This window comes from Microbispora sp. H10830 (assembly GCF_014161375.1).
GTDB classification, from domain to species: domain Bacteria; phylum Actinomycetota; class Actinomycetes; order Streptosporangiales; family Streptosporangiaceae; genus Microbispora; species Microbispora catharanthi.
Window position 1 is genome coordinate 828,558 of sequence record NZ_JABBWX010000002.1, and the last position, 22,869, is coordinate 851,426.

Here is a 22,869-nt window from a genome sequence, read left to right on the forward strand (position 1 = left end):
TCCTGTGAACGCCACGGGGAAGGTGCTGCGTCTGGCCGCCATGGGAGCGGCGGCGGGCGTGCTGGTCGCGGGGATCGCGCTGCCGGCGGTGGGAGGCGCGGGCGTCGGGCTGGTGTCGGCCGTCGAGGACGTGGGCCTCGAGCCCCGGGACCTCGCCGAGCCTCCGCTTGCGCAGGTGTCGGTCGTGCAGGACGTGAAGGGCCGCGAGATCGCCCGGTTCTGGGAGCAGTACCGCGAGGTCGTCCCGCTCGACCAGATCGCGGGCATCATGAAGACGGCCATCATCTCGATCGAGGACTACCGGTTCTACGAGCACGGCCCGATCGACATCGAGGGCACCCTCCGCGCTCTGGCGAAGAACCTGCAGTCGGGCGGGGTGGCCCAGGGCGGCTCCTCCATCACCCAGCAGTACGTCAAGCAGGTGCTGCTCAACGCCGCCCAGACCGAGGCGGAGAAGAACAAGGCACTGGAGGCGAGCTACGCCCGCAAGCTCAACGAGCTGCGCTACGCGATGGGCGTGGAGAAGAAGTACTCCAAGGACCAGATCCTGGAGAAGTACCTCAACATCGCCTACTTCGGCGCGGGCGCGTACGGCGTCGAGGCGGCGGCCAAGCGGTTCTTCGGGGTCGACGCGAGCAAGCTGACGCTGCCGCAGGCGGCGACGCTGGCGGGAGCGGTGCAGGACCCCAACGCCACCGACCCCAACCTGGGCAAGACCAGCCGCGACCGCTTGCTGAAGCGGCGCAACGTCGTGCTCGACCGGATGGCCGAGCTCGGGAAGATCACCAAGGCTCAGGCGGCCGAGGCGAAGAAGGCCAAGCTCGGCTACAAGGGGACCCCGCTGCCCGGCGGCTGCGAGTCGAGCAGGTATCCGTACTTCTGCGTCTATGTGCGCAACGAGATCCTCAGCAATCCCGACTTCGGCAAGACGGCCAAGCAGCGCCTGGCGTTCCTCAACCGCGGCGGCCTGACCATCAAGACCACGATCGACCCCGCGATGCAGGCCGCCGCCGACAAGGCGATCAGGAAGTGGGTCCACCCGTCCGACAACCCCGTGGCCGCCGAGGCGCTGGTCCAGCCCGGCACCGGGGCGATCAAGGCGATGGCCGCGAGCCGTCCGTACGGGACGCGCAAGAGCAGGAACGAGATGTCCTACAACCTCGTGGCCGACGCCGCGCACGGCGGTGGCATCGGCTTCCAGGCCGGCTCGACCTTCAAGACGTTCACCCTGCTCACCGCGCTGAAGCAGGGCATGAAGATCAGCGACGGGTTCAGCGCGGGCGCCGGCTACACCGCGCCGGCCTATGCGACGTTCAAGAACTGCGCGGGCAAGCCCATCGGCGACCCGGGCCATACGGTCACCAACGACGAGGGGTCGCCCGGCTGGCTGACCCTGCAGACCGGCACCTGGCACTCGGTCAACACGTTCTTCATGATGCTGGAGCAGCGGGTCGGGCTCTGCGAGGTGATCAAGACGGCCAAGTCGCTGGGCATCCACCGCTCCGACGGCAACCCGCTCAGTGAGTTCGAGACGTTCACACTCGGCATCAACGAGATGGACCCCGTGACCGTCGCCAACGCCTACGCCGCGATCGGCGCGCGCGGCAAGTACTGCGCGCCGATGGCGATCACGCAGATCACCGAGAGCACCGGCAAGACCACGGACTTCACGCCCAAGTGCCGTCAGGCCCTCGACCCCGAGGTGGCGGACGCGGCGGCGCACGTGCTGACCGGTGTCCTGACCAAGGGCACGATGGCGGCGGTCGGCGGCATCGGGCGTGACGCGGCGGGCAAGACCGGGACCAACGACGAGTCCTCCTCCGCCTGGTTCGCCGGGTTCACCCCCGACCTCGCCGGCGCGGTCAGCCTGGGCGACCCCCGTGGCACGTCGAAGTACAAGCTGAACGGCGTGACGATCGGCGGTCGTTACTACGGCTCGGTGTTCGGCGCCAGCGTCCCCGGGCCGATCTGGAAGGACACCATGCTGGGCGCGCTGCGCGGCGTGCCGGCGACGGACTTCGCGCCCGTCGACACTGAGCGGTTCGGCGGCTGCGGCGACAGCTGCCGGGGCCTGGTGTCCGTGACGCCTCCGACGGGGGGCGACGGTCCGACGGGAGGCGGCGACTCTCCGGTGACGGTCCTGCCCAACTGATCCTGCCCGATCAGCCGGAGTCGTCCAGCGCGTCGGCCGTGTCCAGGACGCGGAACAGCCGGGTCAGGTTCGTCCAGCGGAGGATCCGCAGCACCTGGCCGGCCGGCGCGATGAGGGCGAGGTCGCCGTTCCTGTCGCGCAGGTTGTGCACCAGGCGCACGAGCAGCCCCACGCCCGTGGTGTCGATGAACCGCACCTCGCTGAGGTCGATGGCCAGCCACGGTCCGTGGGCCTCGATCTGGGTGAGCAGCGGCTCGCGCAGGTGCCGCACCGCGTGGAGATCCAGCTCTCCGCGCAGCCCGAGCACCCACCAGCGGGTGGGGGCCGGGGGTTGTGCCGTCCACGTCTCCACGGTGGTTCCCCTCGCTCTCCTTGGCGCCGGGGACCACCGGGGGGAGCGGGACGGGGAGGTCCGGGGCGACCGGCGAAGCGCTTCGATCGACGCGCCGAGTGACCGTACGAGCTGAGCCGTACTCAGGGTAACAATCCCCCTCCGGTGCGTCGATCGGGTGAGGCAAAGCTTCCATGGTCAGGAAAGAGACGAGTGGCTATCGTCACGATCCATGGGGGTTAAGCGCGCGCTCAGGCGTCGGCTGGTTCTGATCGGGGGGATCGTCGCGCTGGCCGCGGCGGGATCCGCGCCGCTCAACGAGGAGCTGTCCAAGGCCGTCGCCGTCGCGTACGCCGCCCAGGGGGCTCTGCCGTACTCGTGGGGCGGGGGACACGCGACGCGGCCGGGGCCGTCGAAGGGGACCTGCCGGGGGTACAGCGGCTCGGTCACGCCCTGCCCGGCGAACCGGACGCGCGGCTTCGACTGCTCGGGGTTCACCCGATGGGTGTACGACCTGGCGTTCGGCGACGACGTGCTCGGTCCGGGCAACACCGACGATCACATCGGCCGGCTGCGCCGGGTCGGCGTGCCGCAACCCGGCGACCTGGTCTTCTACGGCAGGCGCGGCAGAACCCACCACGTCGGGGTGTATGTCGGAGGCGGCAAGATGATCAACGCGTTCGCCACCGGGACGCGCATCCGCATGGACGACGTGTCCGTGCTGGATGACCTGCTCGGGTACTACCACTACCGAACCTGATCCCTATGCTTGCCCCCGTTATGGCAAAAGTGCGGGTTTTGGGGCGAATCACGGCGGAAGTCGACGGGCGCCCCGCGGACCTCGGGACCTCGCTCCAGCGCGCCGTGCTGGCCCGGCTGGTCTGCGCCCAGGGACACGTGGTGTCGACCGACCGGTTCGTCGACGACCTGTGGAGGGGCCAGCCTCCGCCGCGCGCGCTGGGCGCGCTCCAGGTCTACGTCTCCAATCTGCGGCGGGCACTGGAGCCGGGCCGCGCCCCCCGCGCCGCCGCCCGCGTGCTGGTCAGCGTCCCACCCGGCTATCGGCTGGCGCTGGAGCCCGGCGACGTGGACGCCTGGCGCTTCCCCCGGCTGGTCGAGTCCGCCGCCGGCCTGCTCAACGAGGGGCGGCACGCGCGGGCGCTCGAGGTCGTGGACGAGGCGCTGGCGCTGTGGACCGGCCAGGCGTACGCGGAGTTCGGCGAGGAGGAGTGGGCCGTCCCCGAGGTGGTCCACCTGGACGAGCTCCGGGCGGTCGCGGTGGAGTATCGCGCCGAGGCCGGGCTCGCACTCGGCCGCCACGCCGAGGTCGTCCCCGAGCTGGAGCGTCACCTCACCGCCCATCCCCTGCGCGAGAACGCCGTACGGTTGCTCGCGCTCGCCTATTACCGGGCCGGGCGGCAGGGGGAGGCGCTGGCGGTCCTGCGCAGGACGCGCGACCTGCTCGCCGACCAGCTCGGCGTCGATCCCGGGCCCGCCCTGCGCGCGCTGGAGGCGGACATCCTCGCGCAGGCCGAGTCGCTCGACGCGATCCCCGTGGTCCGGGCGGCCTCTGCGCGCGTGGTCCCCGCCCCGCCGCCCGCCCAGGAATCCGTCCAGGAGCCCGTCCGCATGGTCGGCCGTACGGCCGAGCTGTCCCGGCTGGCCGCCGCGGCGGAGCGGGCCCGGGCCGGTTTCCGCATCGCGTGGCTCGGCGGCGAGGCGGGCTCGGGCAAGAGCACCCTGGCCGACGCGCTCGTGCGACGCCTGGCGGCCGGCGGCTGGCAGACCGTGGTCGGGCGCTGCCCCGAGACGATCGGCGGCGTCCCGCCCGCATGGGCGTGGAGCGAGGTGCTGCGAGAGCTGTCCGCGACCTGCCCGCCCGAACCCGGGTCCGCGGCCCGGCTGGCGCCCCTGCTGACCGACGACGCCGCGCCCGTGGGCCAGTTCTGGCTGGCGCGGGCGGCCGGCGACTATCTGGAGGGCGTGCCGGGTCCGCTGCTGATCGTGCTGGAGGACGTGCACCGGGCCGACGAGGAGACCCTCCAGCTCCTGCGCCACCTGGCCGGCCGCCTGGCGCGGACGCCGGTCCTCGTCCTGCTGACACACCGGCCGGCCGAGGCCGGCGACGACCTGACGGCCACCGGGGCGGCGCTCGCCGTGCAGGCGGTGGAGAACATCACCCTGGGCGGCCTCGGCGAACGCGAGGTGGCCAGGCTGCTCGCCGAACGTTCCGGCACGGAGGTCGACGAGGCCACGGTGCGCACGGTCACCGAGCGGAGCGGCGGCAACCCGCTGTTCGTGACCGAGACGGCCCGGCTGCTCGCGGTGGACGGCCCGTCGGCGGCCCACGCGCTGCCGCCCGGCGTGCGCGACCTCATCCGCAGGCGTCTCGCCCGGCTGCCCGCGACGGCCCAGACGACGTTGCGCAACGCCGCGGTTCTCGGCCGGGAGGCCGACGCGGACGTGCTGATCGCCATGCCGGGAGCCGACGAGGAGACCGTGCTCGACGGCCTGGAGGCGGGCGTGCTGTCCGGCCTGCTGGAGGAGCCGCGCCCCGGCCGCGTCCGGTTCGCCCACGTGCTCGTCCGCGAGACGCTGTACGAGGACATCCCGCGGCTGCGCCGTACGCGGATGCACGGCAAGGTCCTGGCGGCGCTCGAGCGGGTCCGCCCCGGCGACGTGGGGGCGCTCGGGCACCACGCGCTCGCCGCCGCGACCACCGCGACCGCCCTCACCGCGGCCGATTACGCGGCGCGGGCCGCCGGGCAGGCGACCGCGCTGTACGCGCACAAGGAGGCGGCGGCGCTGCTGGAGGGCGCGCTGGGCGCACTCGACCTGGTGAGCGGAGGGGCCGGCGACGCGTCCCGGGACGTCCGCCTCGACCTCCTGTGCCGCCTGGTGTCCGCGCAGTCGCACGCGGGCGACGTGATCACCGCGGTGCGCAACCGGACGAAGGCGCTCGCGGTGGCCCGTCAGACGGGGGATCGCGGCGCGGTGGCGCGGGCGGTGTCGTCGCTCGACGCGCCGGTCATCTGGACCATCCAGCCCGACCGCGCGCTCGACGCCGATCTCGTCGGGGCGATCGAGGAGTCGCTGCCCGCGGAGGCAGGGGAGCTGCGCTGCCGGATGCTCGTCGCCCTCTGCCACGCGCTCGAAGGACACGACGCGGAGCGCATCGAGGCGGCGAGTGCGGAGGCGCTGGCGATCGCGGACGCCCTCGGCGACCTCCGCCTGCGGTGCATGGCGCTCAACGGCCGCTACTGGGTCTGCCTGACCCCGGACAGGCGGGACGACCTGGAGACGCTCGGGCACGATCTGCTGGCCGCCTCGGCCACCGCCGGGCTCCTCGGCTACCAGACGCTCGGCCACTTCTCGCTGCTCATGGTCGCGCTCAGCCGCAACGACTGGACCACGGCCCGCCGGCACGCCGACAAGGCCATGGAGCTGTCGACGAGCGGCCAGCTCGGCCTGGCCCTCGGCATCCTCGCCTTCCTCGACGCCCTGCACCTGCTGGTCAGGGGAGAGTTCGAGCGGGCCGAGAGCGTCTACACGCAGCTCGGGGAGCGGCTGGCCGGCACCGGTGACGCCAACGGCGCGATGGTGGGGACGGTCGGCCGCTTCGTGGTCAAGCTGGCCGCGGGACGGGTCCACGAGTCGGTGGAGGAGCTCGCCGCTCTGTGGGAACGCCTGCCGCAGGACGCGGGCGAGCTGTACACGCGGGCGCTCGCCGGGGCCGGCCGCCTGGAGGAGGCCCGCGTGGTGTGGGCCTCCGCGCGCGTCCCCCGCCAGGACTACTACTGGCTCGTGTTCATGTCTCTGCGTGCGGACAACGCGATCGCGCTCGGCCATCGGGGGGCGGCCGAGGAGTGCTACCGCCTGCTGCTGTCGTCCGACGGCGAGCTGGCCGGCCTGCACTCGGGCTCGGTCACGCTCGGGCCGGTCGCCCACACGCTCGGCGACCTCGCGGCGTTCCTGGGCCGGCCCGGCGACGCCGAGGCCCACTATCTGCGGGCCGCCGAGGTCGCCCGGCAGGTCGGCTCCCCGCACTGGGAGGAGGCCGCCCGCCGGGCGCTCACGCGGCACCGAAGATGAGCCGCTCGCGGCGGAGGTGGGCGCGGCGCATCAGCGCCAGCATGACGACCAGGACGGGCCCGGCCAGCTTGCGCAGCTCCGCCAGCTCCTCCGGCCGCGCGTGCTGCTCGATCCTGGGCAGCTCGAAGCGCACGTCGCCGCCCTTGCGGACGTGCTGCTCCATCACTTCCCAGTCCTTGCCGGAGACGTGCCGCATGATGATCGGGAAGATCGTGCGCTCCTCCTCCTGGATGTGCTCGTCGAGCAGGTCGGCCAGCCGGCGCAGCGGCTTGGCCAGCTCGGCCGGGTCGCCCGCGACCGCCTGGATCTCCTCAAGCAGCGGGTCGAGCTCGGAGTGGTCCTCGCTCAGCTCGCTCAGGTCGATCTCGGCGCCCGCCGAGCGGACGAGCAGCGGCCACAGGTGGTCGTCCTCCGCCTTGTGGTGGTGGTGGATGCCGCGGCACAGCTTGGTCGCGTACTCGCGGATGGCGGCGGCGCGATCCGGGCCGCACGGCTGCCGGCCCGCGGCGATCTCGGCGGTGACGTCGGCCAGGCGCCGGGAGTCGGTGCGCATCGCCCGGTGCGCGATGCGGAAGCCCAGCAGGTTGGGGGTGTCGGACATCGGAAGACCCTTCGTGAACGTGGGGAACGGTGGTGCGTCACGCTCACTGTGCGGCCCGGCACTTGGGGTCGATTAAGACCCTACTTAAGACGATTCCCATGGGACGGGAGATAGACGTGGGGAGAAGCAGATAGCTTGTTCCCCTATGGACAGCCGATGGGTGGGACCGGACGGATACGAGATCGTCCCCGCGTACCGCCGCGACCGCCAGGTGCTGCGGGTGCGGCGCAACGGTCAGGTGGTCGCCGACTGCCTCTCGGTCGAGGAGGTCGCCCGGTATGTCGACCTCGCCGACCTCTGCGAGGTGATCCCGCTGCCCGTCAGGGCCGGCGACGCCCGTACGGCCGTCAAATAGCCTGGTCACAGGCGTAACGGCGGCGGGCCCTGGGCACTCAGAGTGCCGAGGGGGAATCGATGCGCCTGCCTGTCCGTCTGCCTGTCTGTCTGCCTGTCTGTCTGCCTGTCACCGTCACCGCGCTCTGCGTCGCCGCCGGCGGCTGCGGGGCGGCGCCCACGGGCCCCCCGGCAGAGACGCCGGTGTACGTGCTCAACCTCCAGAACTCCGAGCGGGGCAGGGCCGAGCAGCGGCCGGCGAACCTCGTGCTCTCGGAGTTCAGCACGATGAGCGGGGTCACCTGGCGGAGCTGGGGGCCGACCCGGGCGACCGGCGCGGGCAGGCTCAGCGGCACGTGGTGCCTGCCCGAGTGCGCGGACGCGCCGTACGCCGCCACGGTGACGTTGAGCAGCGTGATCCCGGTCAAGGGCAAGGGGTACTTCAGCCGGTACGCGGTCACGGCCGACGTGGCCGTCCGGCACCGTCCCGAGGCCGATCTGTCCGGGGTGCTGCCGACGCCCTGAGCCGCGCGCCGGAGGGAGATTCGAATTCGCGCGCACCGCCGTGGCCGTGTATGGTTACACCTGTCCGCAGCGCGAGAGCGGCAGGCGGACCCGCCCCTATAGCTCAGTCGGCAGAGCGTCTCCATGGTAAGGAGAAGGTCAACGGTTCGATTCCGTTTGGGGGCTCTAGCCGGAAAGTCCTATCCAAGCAGCGTTTCTGACTGAGCGCTGCAGGGTGGGGCTTTCGGCTTGGTGGGGATGCCTCATCCTCGCCGAAAGACCGATCTCGATCATGGCTGATCCCGATGCGCGAATAGCCGTACAGGTCGGGTATCCTTGCGTGGCCGGATCCAGTTTCCGGCCGAGGCGGAGTAGCTCAGTCAGGCAGAGCAAGCGGCTCATAATCGCTGTGTCGCCGGTTCAAGTCCGGCCTCCGCTACTACCCTGCCGGGTCACCTGCACAAGGCGACCCAGGTGTGGGTTTGTCCAGTAGTCCCGAACGCAGAAAGGCACTCCCACGTGGCTGCCGCAGACGTTAGGCCGAAGATCACGCTGGCCTGCCAGGAGTGCAAGCACCGCAACTACATCACGCGGAAGAACCGGCGCAACGACCCGGATCGGCTTGAGCTGAAGAAGTACTGCCCCAACTGCAAGACGCACCGGGCGCACCGCGAGACCCGCTAGACCACGGCACGGATCGCACGCACTTCCGACACCGGCGTTCCCTAGGGGGGCGCCGGTTTGTCGTGTCCGGCGCGGTGCGGGCCGGTGTCCGCCGGCGTGGGTCTGTTACCGTACGGCCTACCCAGCTCATCTCTAAGGAGCCCGGCCCGATGCCTTTGAACCGCGATTTCGTCGGGCGGACGTACGAGTCGTCCGCGCCCTACGAGGTCAGCCGCGTGAAGATCAGCGAGTTCGCCACCGCGATCGGCGACTCCAACCCGATCTACCACGACAGGCGGGCCGCCGTGGCGGCCGGGCACCCGGACGTCGTCGCGCCGCCCACGTTCCCCATCGTGTTCAGCCTCTTCGGGACCGGTGACGCGCTCGCCGACCCCGACCTCGGGCTCAACTTCGCGATGGTCGTGCACGGCGAGCAGAGGTTCGAGTACGAGCGGCCCATCCACGCGGGCGACGAGCTGGTGTGCACCTCGACCGTCGCCGAGATCCGCAGCGTCGGCCGCAACGAGTTCCTGACCCTGTGCAGCGACGTCTCGACCACCTCTGGTGAGCTGGTCTGCCGGACGTACAACATCATCGTCGAGCGGGGAGGGGCGGCCTGATCATGGCGGCGACGGTCAAGTACGACGAGGTGGAGACCGGCCAGGAGATCCCGGCCGTCGAATACCGGGTCCGCCGGGTGGACCTGGTGAGGTACGCCGGCGCCTCGGGCGACTTCAACCCCATCCACTGGAACGAGCGGCACGCGAAGGCAGTCGGCCTGCCCGACGTCATCGCGCACGGCATGTACACGATGGCGCAGGGCGGCCGGTTCGTGACGGACTGGGCGGGCGACCCCGGCGCGGTGGTGGAGTACGGCGTCCGGTTCTCCTCCATGGTCGTGGTGCCGGACGACGACAACGGCGCGACGATTACGATCAGCGGGGTCGTCGAGGACAAGCGCGAGGACAAGCGCGTCGTCGTGGCGCTGACCGCGAGGTCGGGCGACGCCCGCGTCCTGTCCAAGGCCCGCGCGGTGGTCCAGCTCTCCTGAGCGCCCTCTCCTGGCCGGTCTTCCCCGACCGGCCCGATTGGTCGTGGCGGTGCCGGGTAGCGGTCGGATCGTGAACGAGCGAGACATCGAAGCGAAGAACGAGCCGGTCACCACCCAGCGGGAGCACGGCGACGTCGCCGGCGTCGCCGCGGAGACCCAGGACCCCGGCAAGGCCGGCGACGCCCACGGCGGCGCGTTGCCGCGCCCGCGGGCGCAGAACGCCAGGGAGGCCGCCGGAGCCGCGGGTCCGGAAGAGATCACCGAGGTCAAGCGGGACGTCGCTCCCGGCGGGACGATCGAGACCGCGCTGACCCCCTCGGGCGAGCCGTCGGTGGTCGCCTCCCAGCTCCTGTGGGACGGCAGTTCGGCCACGTCGAGGGTCGACGAGTCGATCGCCGAGGCGGAACGCGAGGACCGCGGATAGCTATCCTGTTCGTCGGGATGTTCCGGGTGCGAGGAGACCGATGGCTGACCGGTTGGCAGGGGTGCCGCTCGCCCCGTACACCACGCTGCGTACGGGCGGACCGGCCCGGGCGTTCACGCAGGCGCGGACGCAGGACGAGCTGGTCGCGATCGTGGCCGAGGCCGACCATGAGGGCGAGCCCGTGCTGGTGCTCGGCGGCGGCAGCAACCTCGTGGTCTCCGACGACGGGTTCGACGGGCTCGTGGTGCGCGTCGCCACCCGGGGCGTCGACGTGACGGCCCCGAGTTCAGAGGCGGGGACCGGGCGCGCGCTGGTCACCGTGCAGGCGGGGGAGGACTGGGACGCCCTGGTCGCCCGCTGCGTGGCCGAGGGCTGGTCGGGGGTCGAGTGCCTGTCGGGCATACCCGGGCTGGTGGGCTCCACCCCGATCCAGAACGTCGGCGCGTACGGGCAGGACGTCTCCCAGACCGTCGCCGCCGTCCGCGTGTACGACCGGGCGACCGGCGAGGTGGGGGACCTCACGGCGGCCGAGTGCGGCTTCGCCTACCGGCACAGCGCGTTCAAGCACGACCCCGGCCGGCACATGGTGCTGGCCGTCACCTACGCCCTGGAGCGCTCGCCGCTGTCGGGGCCCGTGGCCTACAAGGAACTGGCCGCGCGCCTCGGCGTGGAGATCGGCGCGCGGGTGCCGCTGGCCGACGCGCGGGAGGCGGTGCTGGAGCTGCGGCGGGGCAAGGGCATGGTGCTCGACCCCGACGACCCGGACACGCGCAGCGCGGGGTCGTTCTTCACCAACCCCGTGCTCGGCCCGGAGGAGGCGGCGGCCCTGGCCCTGCGGGCCCCCGGCCATCCGCGCTGGGACATGCCCGACGGCACGGTCAAGATCCCGGCGGCGTGGCTGATCGAGAACGCCGGGTTCCCCAAGGGCTACGAGAAGGGCCGGGTCCGCATCTCGACCAAGCACACGCTGGCCCTCACCAACCCCTCCGGCGAGGCGGGCGCGGCCGAACTGCTGGCGCTGGCCCGCGAGGTGCGCGACGGCGTGCACGAGAAGTTCGGGGTGCGGCTCGTCAACGAGCCCGTGCTGGTGGGAGTAAGCCTTTAGCTCGGTTAAACTGGGACAACACCGAAGGGGAGTAGTCCGAAATCCACTGATCGACACACTGGCGGTTCGTCCGCCCGGTCGTGGAGCCCTCGTGGCGGACGAGACCTTCGGCCCGACAGTCATGATCACATGCTGCCGGGCCGAAGTCGTGCCCGAACTCCCCGGGTGTCGTACGGCGGCCCGGTCGCATCTCCCCTGTAGGAAGGCGACCCCGTGCAAGCCCTCTGGATCTCCCTCGTCGTCATCTTCGTGGCCGAGCTGGGCGACAAGAGCCAGCTCATGGCCCTGACGTTCGCGACCCGGTTCAAGACGGGGCCGGTGCTGGCCGGCATCACCGCCGCGACCGCGCTCGTCCACCTCGTCAGCGTCGGCGTCGGCAGGGTCGTCGGCGACGCCCTCCCCACCACCGCGATCTCGATCGTCGCGGGCCTCGCGTTCCTCGCCTTCGCGGCGTGGACGCTGCGCGGCGACGAGCTCACCGAGGAGGAGAAGGGCAAGGCGGCCCGGACCACCCGCAACGCGTTCATCGCCGTCGCCGTGGCGTTCTTCCTCAGCGAGCTGGGCGACAAGACCATGCTCGCCACCATCACGCTGGCCACCCAGCACGGCTGGTTCGGCACGTGGGTCGGCTCGACCGTGGGCATGGTCGCCGCCGACGCGCTGGCCATCCTGGTCGGCCGGTTCCTCGGCTCGCGCCTGCCCGAGAAGTGGATCAAGTATGGCGCGGCCGCCGCGTTCGCCGTCTTCGGCGTGCTGCTGCTGGCCGAGCCCCTGATCGCCTGAGTCTCGCTCGCCTGACGCTCGTTCGCCTAATCGAGGAGGGACAGGCGGTGGGCCGCGGCGGCCGCCTCGCCCCGGGTCGACACGCCCAGCTTGGGCAGGATGTTCGACACGTGCACGCTGACGGTCTTGGCCGAGATGAACAGCTCGGCCGCGATGTCCCGGTTGCTGCGCCCGGCCGCGACCAGGCGCAACACCTCCAGCTCGCGGGGGGTCAGGTCGGCCTGCCGTACGGGCTCGGACGGCGTGGCGTCGGAGAGAGGAGAGCCGACGCGGCGGGCCAGCGTCTCGATCTGGGTGACCAGGGGGGTGGCGCGCAGCGCGACCGCGAGCGGGCAGGCCTCGCGCAGACGTGCCGAGGCCCCCTCGCGGTCGCCGCTCGCGGCGGCCGCCACGGCGCCGTGCAGCAGCGCCTTGGCCCGGACGTGCGGACGGCCCAGCCGCCGCCACGCCTCGGCCGCCGCGTCGAACTCGCCCCTGTAGACCAGCCCGAACGCCTCGTTAACCGGCCCGTCGCCCAGGTTGACGGCCAGACGGTCGCCCAGCTCCCGCACACGGGCCACCCGGTCGGGGGCGACCGGAGCCGCCGCGTCGCAGACGTACCGGACCGAGGCGAGCAACCGCCCGGCGAGCATGGCCTTGCGCGACAGCGGCGGGTCGTCCAGCGCCGTCTCCAGGACAGCCAGGGCCTGTAGCGGCTCGCCGCGCAGCAGGTGCCAGGCGAGGACCAGGCGGGTGTTGTTCGTCCACTCCTGCGTCTGCTCGTCGCGGTGCGGGGAGAAGGCGCCGACCTCGGTGAGGATGTCCTGCGCGAGGTCCTCCTCGTCGCGCGCGATCGCGATGTCCGCGCGGACCCGCAGCATGTGCCACCGGTTGCGCAGGGTCGGCCCCATCGTCAGGGACCGCTCGATGACCTCGACGGCCTCGTCCCAGCGGCCGAGCGACTCCAGCGCCTCCGCCCGGTTGTTGGCGATGAACACCCCGTGCTGGCGGAACCTGCCGTACCGCCGGGCGAGCTTCTCACCCTTGAGCGCGAGCGCCACGGCCTCCTCGGAACGGCCGAGGTTGTCGAGGGCGTCGACGTTGTTCGCCAGGGCGCGCAGGATGATCCGCGGTGTGTCGAGCCGGGTCCCGATGGCCAGGGCGCGCTCGTTCATCGCGAACGCCGTCTCCAGGTCGCCGTCGATGGAGTGGCCGAGCGCGAGGTTGATCAGGAGGTCGGCCTCCTGGGCCTCGTCGCCCGTCTCACGGGCGATGCGCAGCGCCTCCTGCGTGAGCGCCGTGCCCTCGACGATCTCGTCCGAATTGATCAGCACCGTGCCCAGCCGGGTCAGCACGAGGGCGCGAACGTCGCCCGGCTGCGGGACCAGGCGTTCGGCGCGCCGCAGCTCCTCAAGCCCGCCGGGCTTGCCCTTCTGAATCTTGATGTTCGCCAAGCGGACCAGCAGTTCGGCCACCCGCTCGGGGGAGGTCCGCTCGTCCAGTTCGGCGAGCGCGCCGCGCACGTACTTCTGGCTCTGCTCCATGTCGCCGCTGACGTAGGCCGCCTCGGAGGCCCGCTCGAGCACCGTGCAGTGGTCGTGGCCGATGCGCTCGGCGGCGTCGGGGACCTTGTCCCACAGCGTCAGCACGCGTTCGAGGAGCTGGATCTGCTCGGTGTAGGCGAACGACTTGGCCGCCTTCTCGGCCGCCTCCCAGGCCGAGATCAGCGCCCACAGGTCGTCGCGGGCGGAGTACCAGTGGTGGGCGATCTCGATGGCCGCCCGGCCCGGGGGCACCAGGGCGCGGTCGCGGTCGATCTCCTCGGCGTACCGCGCGTGCATCCGCGCGTGCTCGCCGGGCAGCAGCTCGTCGTGGACCGCCTCGCGGATCAGGGCGTGCCGGAACGCGTACGCCCCGCCGTCGGCCACCTGCAGCACGTTGGCCGCGATGGCCGGCCGCAGCGCGTTCTCCAAGTCCACGTCGGACAGGCCGCTGACCGCCGCGAGCAGGTCGTGCCCGACGCGTACGCCACCGGCGGCGGCGATCCGGAGCACCCGCTGGCTCTCCTCGGGCAGCCGCTCCACCGAGCCGATGATCAGGTCGTGCAGCGAGTCGGGGAACGAGCAGTCGTCGCCGCAGTCGAGCAGCGCCTCCACGAACAGCGGGATGCCGCCGCTGCGGTCGAAGACCCGGTCCACCTTGGCGAACTCGGGGGTCACCCCGAGGATGCCGGCCATCTGCGCGGCGACCTCGTCCTGCGTGAAGCGGGGCAGGTCCACCCGCACCACGCCGTCGACCCGGCCCAGCTCGGCCAGCACCGGCCGCAGGGGATGGGTGCGGTGCAGCTCGTCCGACCGGTACGTCATCACCACCAGGACGGGAGCCGACTTGAGGTTGCGGCTGAGGAAGGCGATGAGGTCCCGGCTGGAGCGGTCGGCCCAGTGGATGTCCTCGATGACGAGCACCACCGGCCGCCGCTCGGCGAGGCGCTCGAGCAGGGCGAGGATCAGCTCGAACAGCCGGGCGCGGGCCGACTCGGTCTCCCCGTCGCCACTCGGCTCGCCGAACTCGGGCAGCAGCCTGGCCAGGTCGCGGGCGGCGCCGTCGGGCAGCAGGGCGGCGACCTCGGCCGCGCCGCACTCCCGGACGAGCTGCCGCAGCGCGGCGGTGAACGGCGCGTAGGCCAGGCCCTCGGCGGACAGCTCCACGCAGCCCCCGACAAGCACGTGGGCGCCGTCCTGCGCGGCCTGCTCGGCGAACCGGCCGGCGAGGCGGGTCTTCCCCACGCCCGCCTCGCCGCCGATGAGCACCGCCGCGGTGGTCTGCTTACGGGCCTGGTCGTAGGCCTCGCTCAGGGTTTCCAGCTCCGCGCCCCGCCCGACGAAAACGGGGCTCACCGCCCGGCGTGTCATGTCGTCAAGCATGTCATGACCCTTTGCGTGGCTTCGCCTGGTTTTCCGGTCAGACCTATGTGGCCGGTGGGGCTCACGGCGGCTGAAAGGCCCGGCCGGGAGGGAGGCTCCGGCCGGGCCTTCGTACGCGTTTCATGAGGTGCGGAGCTTGCCGAAGGCCGCACGCAGCCGGCGCTGGCCGGACCGCTGCTGAGCCTTCCTGCCGGCCTGCGCCTGCCGGGCGAGGCGGTGGTCGGCGGCCTCCTCCTGAAGCTCGGCCGCCCGGCTGATCATTACCTGGTACTGCAGTTCGGGACCCATCTCGGTGTCTCCTTGTTTCGGATCTCTTTCCGTACTCCTCAAGGTTCGGTCTAAGGCGTGGTGCGGCACATCGGGCGGATGCCCTATCTCTGCACGGCTCTGCGGCGTAGGACTCCGAGGGGACTCCTAAGGCGGCTAAGGCGATGCCTTAGGACTCCCGCCACGCCCCCTCATATGCGATCAAGCGGACACCCACGCTTCCGCACGCGCAGCGCAGGTAGATCACCAGCCCTACCGAGGTCGAGTGCGCGGAGAGGATCTCCCGCTGCACTGCCGGACCGCAGACATCACACGCCTTCAGATCCATGCCCGGCCTCCGATGCGAGCCGTAATTTCAGTGGGTGAGAAATTAGATTACAGTTGGGAGTATGACGAGAACCAGCCCCACCGAGGTGACCGGTTACCGCAACGACGGCGTGGGCACCGCCGTGGCCTTGGTCAACGTCGTCACCACAGGTGGCCGCGACGCCTCCGCCGAAACGTTGCGGGCACTGCTGGCCTCGTACAACTTCAAGGTGGACGAGCTGCTGACCGAGGACGAGACACAGATGCTGCGCGACTGGGCCCTGCGGCTCCGGCCGGTGTTCGCCGAGGTCGACCAGGCACTGGCGATCGACCTGCTCAACGCCCTGATGGTCGAGGCGCCCATGCGTCCGCACATCTCCGACCACGGCTTGGGGCCGCACCTGCACTATGGCCCGCCGGGGGCGGCGCTCGTCGACCGCGTGAAGGCCAACACGGCGGTCGGCCTCGCCTTCGTGATCTGCGAGTACGGCGCGGGGCGCCTGGGCGTCTGCCTCGACGCCGGGTGCGAGCGTGTCTACGCCGACATCGCGCGGGGGCCCCGCAGGCGCTACTGCTCCAAGGCCTGTCTGAACCGGAACACGGTGGCCGCCTTCCGCGCTCGCCAGACCCCCACCTCCACCTGAGCCGCGGCCAGGATCAAGCGTCCCGGTTCCCGGGTTTGGAATCATTCCTCGTGGTCGGGGATGCTGGTCTCGTGCCAACTATGACTACTCCGCTCGCGGAGGTCGCCTCCTCACCCTCGACGCTGCGGGCGTTCCTGCACGGCCTTCCCGGGGTCGACAGGGTCGGGGCGGACGCCCGGGCCGCGATGCTGGGCACGCGATCCATCAAGACGACCGCCAAGAAGCAGGCCATCGACATGGCCATCGGAATGGTCGACCTCACCACCCTGGAAGGCGCGGACACCCCCGGCAAGGTCAGGGCGATGTGCGCCAAGGCGGTGCGGCCCGACCCCGCCGACGCGTCGGTGCCGCCGGTCGCCGCCGTCTGCGTGTACCCCGACCTGGTGGCGACCGCCGTCGAGGCGCTGGCCGGGTCCGGCGTGAAGGTGGCGTCCGTCGCCACGTCGTTCCCCAGCGGCCGGTCCTCCCTGGAGGTGAAGGTCGCCGAGACGTCCCTCGCCGTGGCCGCCGGAGCGGCCGAGATCGACATGGTCATCGACCGCGGCGCGTTCCTCGCCGGCGACTACCTCAAGGTGTACGAGGAGATCGTCGCCACCAAGGAAGCCTGTGCCGACGCGCATCTGAAGGTGATCCTGGAGACCGGCGAGCTCGCGACGTACGACAACGTGCGGCGGGCCTCCTGGCTCGCGATGATCGCCGGGGCGGACTTCATCAAGACCTCGACCGGCAAGGTGTCGCCTGCCGCGACGCTCCCGGTGACGCTCGTCATGCTGGAGGCCGTGCGGGACTTCCTCGCCGCGACCGGCCGCAAGGTGGGCGTGAAGCCCGCGGGCGGCATCCGCACCACCAAGGACGCGATCAAGTATCTGGTGCTGGTCAACGAGACCGCCGGGCCGGACTGGCTGGACCCCGACTGGTTCCGCCTCGGCGCCTCCTCGCTGCTGAACGACCTGCTCATGCAGCGGCAGAAGATGGCCACCGGCCGGTACGCCGGTCCCGACTACTTCACGCTGGACTGAGGGCTGGACTGAGGCATGTTCGAATACGCACCCGCACCCGAGTCGCGGGACATCGTCGACATCCGGCCGTCGTACGGCCTGTTCATCAACGGCGAGTGGGTCGAGCCGCAGGGCGAGGGACGCCACAAGACCGTCAACCCGGCCACCGAGGAGGTGCTCGCGGAGGTCGCGTGGGCGGGGGAGGCCGACGTCGACCGCGCGGTCCAGGCCGCGGCCAAGGCGTTCCCCGTGTGGTCGGCCATGCCGGGCGCGGAGCGGGCCAAGTACCTGTTCCGGATCGCCCGGATCATCCAGGAACGGGCGCGTGAGCTGGCCGTCCTGGAGACGCTCGACAACGGCAAGCCGATCAGGGAGTCCCGCGACGTGGACCTCCCGCTGGTCGCCGCCCACTTCTTCTACTACGCCGGCTGGGCCGACAAGCTGGCCCACGCCGGGTTCGGGCCCGACCCGCGTCCGCTGGGCGTGGCCGGGCAGGTCATCCCGTGGAACTTCCCGCTGCTCATGCTGGCCTGGAAGATCGCGCCCGCGCTGGCCTGCGGCAACACGGTCGTGCTCAAGCCGGCCGAGACCACGCCGCTGACCGCGCTGGCGTTCGCCGACATCTGCCGCCAGGCCGATCTGCCGCCGGGGGTCGTGAACATCGTCACCGGCGCGGGCGAGACGGGTGCCGCGCTCGTGAATCACCCCGGTGTGGACAAGGTCGCCTTCACCGGCTCGACCGAGGTCGGCCGTCTCATCGCCAGGAGCCTCGCGGGGACCCGCAAGAAGCTCACCCTGGAGCTCGGCGGCAAGGCCGCCAACATCGTGTTCGAGGACGCGCCGCTGGACCAGGCCGTCGAGGGCATCGTCAACGGGATCTTCTTCAACCAGGGCCACGTCTGCTGCGCCGGGTCGCGGCTGCTGGTGCAGGAGTCGATCGCCGCCGACCTGCTGGAGGCGCTCAAGCGGCGCCTCGGCACGCTGAGGCTCGGCGACCCGCTGGACAAGAACACCGACATCGGCGCGATCAACTCGGCCGAGCAGCTCGCCAAGATCCGCGAGCTTTCGGAGGCCGGGGAGGCCGAGGGCGCCGAGCGGTGGTCGCCCGCCTGCCCGATCCCCGAGCGCGGCTACTGGTTCCCGCCCACCGTCTTCACGGGTGTGGCCCAGTCGCACCGCATCGCCCGGGAGGAGATCTTCGGGCCGGTGCTGTCGGTGCTGACCTTCCGCACCCCCGCCGAGGCGGTGGAGAAGGCCAACAACACGCCGTACGGGCTGTCGGCGGGCGTGTGGACCGAGAAGGGCTCGCGCATGCTGTGGATGGCGTCCCGGCTGCGGGCCGGCGTCGTCTGGTCCAACACGTTCAACCGATTCGATCCGGCCTCGCCGTTCGGCGGCTACAAGGAGTCGGGCTACGGCCGCGAGGGTGGGCGACACGGTTTGGAGGCCTACCTTGCGGTGTGATCATTCCTCCGGCCGCCCGTCCGGCAGATGTGACGACGGGCAGCGCCGCCGCCTGGTGCGCCGGGCCCGCGCGGGGGCCGGCGAGGGCTTCTCCCGGGGCCGCCGCTCCCGTCGCTTCGCCGTACGGCACGGCTGGTTCGCGCACCGCGGCGGCGTGTGCCGGTGCGGCCAGACCTATCAGCCGGCCCGTCCTCTGGAGATTGGAACCTTCGATGAGTGAGCGCACCGAACGGTTGAGCGTGCGCAAGACGTACAAGCTGTTCATCGGCGGCGCGTTCCCGCGTTCGGAGAGCGGAAGGTCGTATGTCGTGACCTCCTCCAAGGGCGACTTCCTCGCCAACGCGGCCAGGGCCTCGCGCAAGGACGCCAGGGACGCGGTCTCGGCCGCGCGGAAGGCGTTCTCGGGCTGGTCGGGCGCCACGGCGTACAACAGGGGCCAGATCCTGTACCGGATCGCCGAGATGCTGGAGGGCCGCCGCGCCCAGTTCGCCGCCGAGGTCGCCGACGCCGACGGCGTCTCCGCGAAGAAGGCGGGCGAGCTGGTGGACGCCGCGGTGGACCGGCTGGTCTGGTACGCGGGCTGGTCCGACAAGATCGGCGCGGTCCTCGGGTCGGCCAATCCGGTGGCCGGGCCGTACTTCAACCTGTCGAGCCCGGAGCCGACCGGTGTGGTCGCGGTGGTGGCCCCGCCGGCGGGACCGCTGCTGGGACTGGTCAGTGTGATCGCGCCGGTGATCGTGACCGGCAACACCTGCGTGGTGGTCGCCTCCGAGCGCGCGCCGCTGCCGGCGATCACGCTGGCCGAGGTGCTGGCGACCTCCGACCTGCCGGGCGGGGTGGTGAACATCCTCACCGGCTCGGCCGCCGAGATCGCCCCCTGGCTCGCGGGCCACATGGACGTCAACGGCATCGACCTGACGGGCGCTGATTCCGAGCTGGCCGTCACGTGTGAGGAACTGGCCGCGGAGAACCTCAAGCGGGTGCTCCGGCCGCCGGCCGATCGCGTGGACTGGCTCGCCGAGCCCGGCATCGAGCGGATGACGGCGTTCCTGGAGACCAAGACCGTCTGGCATCCGATCGGGATCTAGCCCTTCGCCAGGGCCAGGAGGAGTTCGGCGTTCGAGCCGGTGTTCTTCAGCGTGGTGAGGAAGCGTTCGAACCCCTCCTGGTCCTGCAACGCCCGGCGCAGCCGCCAGATGAGCGGCTGCTCCGTCGGGTGGAGCAGCAGTTCCTCGCGGCGCGTGCCGGAGGCGACGACGTCGACGGCGGGGAAGACGCGGCGGTCGGCCAGGCTCCGGCTCAGCTTCAGCTCCATGTTGCCGGTGCTCTTGAACTCCTCGAAGAGGTTGTCGTCCATCTTCGAGCCGGTCTCGACCAGGGCGGTGGCGATGATCGTGAGCGAGCCGCCGTCCTCGATGTTGCGGGCGGCGCCGAGCACCTTCTTGGGCTGGTGCAGGGCCCCGGCGTCCATGCCGCCCGTCAGCAGACGCCCGCCGCTCGGCGCGGCCATGTTGTACGCCCTGCCGAGGCGGGTGATCGAGTCGATGAGCACGACCACGTCGCGGCCCGTCTCCACGAGCCGCTTGGCCCGCTCGACGGCGAGTTCGGCCGCGGTGATGTGGTCCTGCGGCGCACGGTCGAAGGTCGAGGCGACCACCTCGGCCCGGACCGACTCGCGCATGTCGGTGACCTCCTCGGGCCGCTCGTCCACCAGGACGACGATGAGGTGGCATTCGGGGTGGTTGGTCGTGATCGCGTTGGCGACGGCCTTGAGGAACATCGTCTTGCCGGCCTTCGGCGGGGCGACGATCAGGCCGCGCTGGCCCTTGCCGATCGGCGCGAACAGGTCGATGACCCGCGTGGCCAGCACGTTGCGCGTCGTCTCCAGGCGCAGCCGCTCGTCGGGGTAGATCGGCACGAGGTCGGTGAAGTGCGGCCGCGCGGTGTCGACGGGCGCGCCGTTCACGACCGTGACGGCGGTGAGCACGCCGTTCTCGGCGGTGCCGCGGACGTGGTCGCCGCGGCGCAGGTCGAGCGCGTCCGCGAGCGCGGCCGGGACGGTCACGTCCTTCGGGCCGGGCAGGTAGCCGTTCGTACGGATGACCGTGTTCCTACCCGACCGGTCGAGCAGGCCGGTGACCTCGGTGGTTCGGATGTTCTTCGTACGGGCCGGCGTGGTGCGGGAGACGCTGCGCGGCTTGGGAACGCTGAGAGTGGTGGTGGTCATGGGACTCCTCGGTCTGGGATACATGGGTGCACGCTGATGCGGGAACGTCCGGTCCGGCCGGAGGGGAGCGGGAGGGATCGAGGACCGCGACGAAGGCCCGGCGGAGCGGGCTTCGCGACGACCGGAGGTTCCTCCCGGCGCAGCGTCTCAGTGCATGTCGGCCTGTGCTGCTTCGACCGGTGACTGAGAGATGCTCACGGAATACGTGCGACGCGCGCATGGGCTCATCAGCGTTGACTGGAGGTCATCGGACCGCGGAGCCAGAACCATACGGCTTGTCGCTGACTATAACAGGCTCACTTGATTCGGCAATTCCCTTGAGAGCTATCGGGCCTGGAGGGCGTCGAGCGCCACGGCCATGGCGATGACCAGGCGGCGGTCGAGGCGCGGGTCGCGGATCTCGATGGCGTACCGGTCGCGCAGGCCCCACCTGCGGTCCACCGAGAAGGCGATCGAGGCGCCGATGCTGAAGTCGAAGTGGTAGGGCAGCCACTCCAGCGAGTCGGAGAACCGGCGCAGCAGGGCGACCGCCAGGTGCCGCTCCTGCCCGGTCAGCGTCGGCAGTCCCGGCTGCTGGAGGTGCCAGGTCGAGCGGAGCAGCGACCGGCCGAAATCCTTGCGGAACGTCCCGATGGGGTTGCCCGCGTCGTCCACCACGTCGTACTCGCCGGCGAGGTCGAGGACCTTGCGCGCCTTGAACCCGGCCAGCGTCGCCTGCCGGGACTCGTCGGTGTAGAGCGTCACCTGCTCCTTGAGCGCCATCCGCTTCTGCTCGGCGAAGGCCACGGCCTCGCCTTCCGAACCGTCGGGGAGAGCCACATGGACGACGTACCTGTTCACCATCATGGTGATTTTCTGGCGCAGGTACAGGCGGGTCTGTGCCTGCAGGGCCGCTATATCCATATGAGACTCCAAGGACGGTCTTTTGCCTTCTATATGCCCTCTTCCCGAAGAAGATCACCAGCGGGATACCCCTGAATTGGCGCTGTCTGGGGATCAGGGTTTTCTCAGGGTTCCTCGTGGAACGTGGTGTCCATGGCCGTCCGTTGAACCGGATGACGAAAGGAGCCGATCGATGTACCGATCGAGACAGCACAAGATCATCGCTGGCGTCTGCGGAGGGATCGCGGACCGGTACGGCATGTCGCCGACGGTCGTGCGGGTGCTGTTCCTGCTGTCCTGCATCTTGCCGGGTCCGCAGTTCGTGGCCTACCTCATCATGTGGGTGCTGTTCCCCAAGGCCCCGGCCGCGTCCGCCCCGGGCTACGACTACTCGTACGGGCGCAGGTAGGCGGCACGGGGCCGTGCGGGCCCGTTTATGCTCGCATCAGGAGAGGTGAGCGATGATGCGGCAACGGCCCCTGACGCTGGTCCAGGACGAACTGGTCGACTACGAGAAGGCCATGGAGCGCATGGCCGCGCTGGTCGAGGAACGGCAGGACGACGCGCGGCCCGACACGTTGTGGCTGCTCAGCCACCCGCCGGTCTTCACGGTCGGCAAGCGGACGCTGGAGACCCACCTGCCCGACCCGGCGGCCGGCATCCCCGTGGTGCCGACCGGCCGCGGCGGCCAGCTCACCTATCACGGGCCCGGGCAGCTCGTCGGCTATCTCATCGTGAAGCTGCGGGCCGGCGAGGGCGTGGTCGACTACATCCGCGAGGTCGAGCTGCGGCTGGTCGAGGCGCTGGGCAAGATCGGCGTCCCGGCCGAGCGGCGCGACACCCCGCCTGGGTCGGAGCTGCTCACGGGCGTGTGGACCCGGGACACCGGGCGGAAGATCGTCTCGATCGGCATGCGGTCGAGCCGGTCGGTCACCAGCCACGGCTTCGCGCTCAACGTGGACGGCGACCTCACGCCGTGGGACCTCGCGGTGCCCTGCGGCATGCCCGACGTGGAGATGACCTCGATCGCCCGCGAGCTCGGGCGGGCCTCCATGGAGGAGACCCGCCGCTTGGTCGCGGAGGCGTTCGAGGCCTCCTGACGCCGGCGGTCACAGAGCCCCGGCCGCGCTCTCGCCCCG

23 protein-coding genes and 2 tRNA genes are annotated in these 22,869 nt (G+C 71.3%); 19 read left to right on the forward strand and 6 right to left on the reverse strand.

Annotated elements, in window-relative coordinates; translation table 11 throughout:
* The first annotated feature begins 4 nt into the window (after nucleotides 1-4).
* Nucleotides 5-2,152, forward strand: a complete 2,148-nt coding sequence (locus HHX35_RS08780; protein ID WP_310738965.1) for a transglycosylase domain-containing protein — start codon at nucleotides 5-7, stop codon at nucleotides 2,150-2,152.
* 10 nt (nucleotides 2,153-2,162) lie between these two features.
* Here HHX35_RS08780 and HHX35_RS08785 read toward each other — a convergent pair whose 3' ends face one another.
* A complete protein-coding gene (locus HHX35_RS08785) occupies nucleotides 2,163-2,504 on the reverse strand; it encodes an STAS domain-containing protein (RefSeq protein WP_182898309.1) in 342 nt (113 codons plus the stop codon).
* A gap of 211 nt (nucleotides 2,505-2,715) precedes the next feature.
* Between HHX35_RS08785 and HHX35_RS08790 the strand changes: the two genes are divergently transcribed.
* Entirely contained in the window at nucleotides 2,716-3,243 is a 528-nt protein-coding gene (locus HHX35_RS08790; protein WP_182898310.1) for a C40 family peptidase, read from the forward strand.
* A 29-nt stretch (nucleotides 3,244-3,272) separates the two neighbouring features.
* Nucleotides 3,273-6,575: a BTAD domain-containing putative transcriptional regulator gene (locus HHX35_RS08795; RefSeq protein WP_310738984.1), complete on the forward strand. Its 3,303-nt coding sequence runs from the start codon at nucleotides 3,273-3,275 to the stop codon at nucleotides 6,573-6,575.
* Here the strand turns inward: HHX35_RS08795 and HHX35_RS08800 are convergent.
* Nucleotides 6,556-7,176 (reverse strand): hemerythrin domain-containing protein, encoded by a 621-nt coding sequence (locus HHX35_RS08800; protein ID WP_139579904.1) that lies wholly within the window; start codon nucleotides 7,174-7,176, stop codon nucleotides 6,556-6,558. The genes HHX35_RS08795 and HHX35_RS08800 overlap by 20 nt on opposite strands.
* 145 nt (nucleotides 7,177-7,321) lie before the next feature.
* Between HHX35_RS08800 and HHX35_RS08805 the strand changes: the two genes are divergently transcribed.
* The 10 genes from HHX35_RS08805 (at nucleotide 7,322) to HHX35_RS44550 (ending at nucleotide 12,039) form a co-directional block, all read left to right on the forward strand.
* The gene (locus HHX35_RS08805; RefSeq protein ID WP_079313798.1) at nucleotides 7,322-7,531 is read left to right on the forward strand and encodes a transposase; all 210 of its coding nucleotides are present in this window, start codon (nucleotides 7,322-7,324) and stop codon (nucleotides 7,529-7,531) included.
* Between the two features lie 59 nt (nucleotides 7,532-7,590).
* Entirely contained in the window at nucleotides 7,591-8,034 is a 444-nt protein-coding gene (locus HHX35_RS08810) for a hypothetical protein (RefSeq protein ID WP_182898312.1), read from the forward strand.
* A 92-nt stretch (nucleotides 8,035-8,126) separates the two neighbouring features.
* A tRNA-Thr gene (locus HHX35_RS08815) sits at nucleotides 8,127-8,199 on the forward strand.
* Between the two features lie 179 nt (nucleotides 8,200-8,378).
* Nucleotides 8,379-8,452, forward strand: a tRNA-Met gene (locus HHX35_RS08820).
* Between the two features lie 80 nt (nucleotides 8,453-8,532).
* Complete coding sequence (gene rpmG / locus HHX35_RS08825; RefSeq protein WP_030510782.1) at nucleotides 8,533-8,697, forward strand: 50S ribosomal protein L33; 165 nt, start codon at nucleotides 8,533-8,535, stop codon at nucleotides 8,695-8,697.
* 149 nt (nucleotides 8,698-8,846) lie between these two features.
* Nucleotides 8,847-9,296, forward strand: coding sequence for a MaoC family dehydratase N-terminal domain-containing protein (locus HHX35_RS08830; RefSeq protein WP_182898313.1), 450 nt, complete (start codon nucleotides 8,847-8,849; stop codon nucleotides 9,294-9,296).
* Between the two features lie 2 nt (nucleotides 9,297-9,298).
* A complete protein-coding gene (locus HHX35_RS08835; RefSeq protein WP_182898314.1) occupies nucleotides 9,299-9,727 on the forward strand; it encodes a MaoC family dehydratase in 429 nt (142 codons plus the stop codon).
* A 70-nt stretch (nucleotides 9,728-9,797) separates the two neighbouring features.
* Nucleotides 9,798-10,151: a hypothetical protein gene (locus HHX35_RS08840; protein ID WP_182898315.1), complete on the forward strand. Its 354-nt coding sequence runs from the start codon at nucleotides 9,798-9,800 to the stop codon at nucleotides 10,149-10,151.
* 40 nt (nucleotides 10,152-10,191) lie between these two features.
* Nucleotides 10,192-11,256 carry a UDP-N-acetylmuramate dehydrogenase gene (locus HHX35_RS08845; RefSeq protein WP_182898316.1) on the forward strand — a complete coding sequence of 355 codons (1,065 nt, stop codon included), beginning with the start codon at nucleotides 10,192-10,194 and terminating at the stop codon, nucleotides 11,254-11,256.
* Between the two features lie 213 nt (nucleotides 11,257-11,469).
* Nucleotides 11,470-12,039, forward strand: a complete 570-nt coding sequence (locus HHX35_RS44550; protein ID WP_139579911.1) for a TMEM165/GDT1 family protein — start codon at nucleotides 11,470-11,472, stop codon at nucleotides 12,037-12,039.
* A 26-nt stretch (nucleotides 12,040-12,065) separates the two neighbouring features.
* Here HHX35_RS44550 and HHX35_RS44555 read toward each other — a convergent pair whose 3' ends face one another.
* The gene (locus HHX35_RS44555) at nucleotides 12,066-14,930 is read right to left on the reverse strand and encodes an AAA family ATPase (RefSeq protein ID WP_310738966.1); all 2,865 of its coding nucleotides are present in this window, start codon (nucleotides 14,928-14,930) and stop codon (nucleotides 12,066-12,068) included.
* 132 nt (nucleotides 14,931-15,062) lie between these two features.
* Complete coding sequence (locus tag HHX35_RS08860) at nucleotides 15,063-15,230, reverse strand: hypothetical protein (protein ID WP_182898318.1); 168 nt, start codon at nucleotides 15,228-15,230, stop codon at nucleotides 15,063-15,065.
* 368 nt (nucleotides 15,231-15,598) lie between these two features.
* Here HHX35_RS08860 and HHX35_RS08865 point away from each other — a divergent pair, with 368 nt between their 5' ends.
* The 4 genes from HHX35_RS08865 (at nucleotide 15,599) to HHX35_RS08880 (ending at nucleotide 19,709) form a co-directional block, all read left to right on the forward strand.
* Nucleotides 15,599-16,159, forward strand: coding sequence for a CGNR zinc finger domain-containing protein (locus HHX35_RS08865; RefSeq protein ID WP_182898319.1), 561 nt, complete (start codon nucleotides 15,599-15,601; stop codon nucleotides 16,157-16,159).
* Between the two features lie 80 nt (nucleotides 16,160-16,239).
* On the forward strand, nucleotides 16,240-17,178 hold the full coding sequence (gene deoC, locus HHX35_RS08870; RefSeq protein ID WP_139579913.1) for a deoxyribose-phosphate aldolase: 939 nt from the start codon (nucleotides 16,240-16,242) through the stop codon (nucleotides 17,176-17,178).
* Between the two features lie 15 nt (nucleotides 17,179-17,193).
* Nucleotides 17,194-18,621: an aldehyde dehydrogenase family protein gene (locus HHX35_RS08875; RefSeq protein ID WP_182898320.1), complete on the forward strand. Its 1,428-nt coding sequence runs from the start codon at nucleotides 17,194-17,196 to the stop codon at nucleotides 18,619-18,621.
* A 212-nt stretch (nucleotides 18,622-18,833) separates the two neighbouring features.
* Nucleotides 18,834-19,709, forward strand: a complete 876-nt coding sequence (locus tag HHX35_RS08880) for an aldehyde dehydrogenase (RefSeq protein WP_182898321.1) — start codon at nucleotides 18,834-18,836, stop codon at nucleotides 19,707-19,709.
* Here the strand turns inward: HHX35_RS08880 and rho are convergent.
* Complete coding sequence (gene rho / locus HHX35_RS08885) at nucleotides 19,706-20,848, reverse strand: transcription termination factor Rho (protein WP_182898322.1); 1,143 nt, start codon at nucleotides 20,846-20,848, stop codon at nucleotides 19,706-19,708. The genes HHX35_RS08880 and rho overlap by 4 nt on opposite strands.
* Before the next feature lie 324 nt (nucleotides 20,849-21,172).
* Entirely contained in the window at nucleotides 21,173-21,751 is a 579-nt protein-coding gene (locus tag HHX35_RS08890; protein WP_182898323.1) for a hypothetical protein, read from the reverse strand.
* Between the two features lie 172 nt (nucleotides 21,752-21,923).
* Here HHX35_RS08890 and HHX35_RS08895 point away from each other — a divergent pair, with 172 nt between their 5' ends.
* Nucleotides 21,924-22,139, forward strand: coding sequence for a PspC domain-containing protein (locus tag HHX35_RS08895; RefSeq protein ID WP_030510798.1), 216 nt, complete (start codon nucleotides 21,924-21,926; stop codon nucleotides 22,137-22,139).
* A 52-nt stretch (nucleotides 22,140-22,191) separates the two neighbouring features.
* Nucleotides 22,192-22,830 carry a lipoyl(octanoyl) transferase LipB gene (gene lipB / locus HHX35_RS08900; protein ID WP_182898324.1) on the forward strand — a complete coding sequence of 213 codons (639 nt, stop codon included), beginning with the start codon at nucleotides 22,192-22,194 and terminating at the stop codon, nucleotides 22,828-22,830.
* Nucleotides 22,831-22,869: the final 39 nt, after the last annotated feature.

Excerpts from the sequence above, each read along its gene's own strand:
- HHX35_RS08790 (WP_182898310.1), top strand. The coding sequence starts at position 2,716 with ATGGGGGTTAAGCGCGCGCTCAGGCGTCGGCTGGTTCTGATCGGGGGG.
- HHX35_RS08800 (WP_139579904.1), bottom strand. The coding sequence starts at position 7,176 with ATGTCCGACACCCCCAACCTGCTGGGCTTCCGCATCGCGCACCGGGCG.
- HHX35_RS08805 (WP_079313798.1), top strand. The coding sequence starts at position 7,322 with ATGGACAGCCGATGGGTGGGACCGGACGGATACGAGATCGTCCCCGCG.
- HHX35_RS08810 (WP_182898312.1), top strand. The coding sequence starts at position 7,591 with ATGCGCCTGCCTGTCCGTCTGCCTGTCTGTCTGCCTGTCTGTCTGCCT.
- HHX35_RS08830 (WP_182898313.1), top strand. The coding sequence starts at position 8,847 with ATGCCTTTGAACCGCGATTTCGTCGGGCGGACGTACGAGTCGTCCGCG.
- HHX35_RS08835 (WP_182898314.1), top strand. The coding sequence starts at position 9,299 with ATGGCGGCGACGGTCAAGTACGACGAGGTGGAGACCGGCCAGGAGATC.
- HHX35_RS08845 (WP_182898316.1), top strand. The coding sequence starts at position 10,192 with ATGGCTGACCGGTTGGCAGGGGTGCCGCTCGCCCCGTACACCACGCTG.
- HHX35_RS44555 (WP_310738966.1), bottom strand. The coding sequence starts at position 14,930 with ATGACACGCCGGGCGGTGAGCCCCGTTTTCGTCGGGCGGGGCGCGGAG.
- HHX35_RS08860 (WP_182898318.1), bottom strand. The coding sequence starts at position 15,230 with ATGGGTCCCGAACTGCAGTACCAGGTAATGATCAGCCGGGCGGCCGAG.
- HHX35_RS08865 (WP_182898319.1), top strand. The coding sequence starts at position 15,599 with ATGACGAGAACCAGCCCCACCGAGGTGACCGGTTACCGCAACGACGGC.
- deoC (WP_139579913.1), top strand. The coding sequence starts at position 16,240 with ATGACTACTCCGCTCGCGGAGGTCGCCTCCTCACCCTCGACGCTGCGG.
- HHX35_RS08875 (WP_182898320.1), top strand. The coding sequence starts at position 17,194 with ATGTTCGAATACGCACCCGCACCCGAGTCGCGGGACATCGTCGACATC.
- HHX35_RS08880 (WP_182898321.1), top strand. The coding sequence starts at position 18,834 with ATGAGTGAGCGCACCGAACGGTTGAGCGTGCGCAAGACGTACAAGCTG.
- rho (WP_182898322.1), bottom strand. The coding sequence starts at position 20,848 with ATGACCACCACCACTCTCAGCGTTCCCAAGCCGCGCAGCGTCTCCCGC.
- HHX35_RS08890 (WP_182898323.1), bottom strand. The coding sequence starts at position 21,751 with ATGGATATAGCGGCCCTGCAGGCACAGACCCGCCTGTACCTGCGCCAG.
- HHX35_RS08895 (WP_030510798.1), top strand. The coding sequence starts at position 21,924 with ATGTACCGATCGAGACAGCACAAGATCATCGCTGGCGTCTGCGGAGGG.
- lipB (WP_182898324.1), top strand. The coding sequence starts at position 22,192 with ATGATGCGGCAACGGCCCCTGACGCTGGTCCAGGACGAACTGGTCGAC.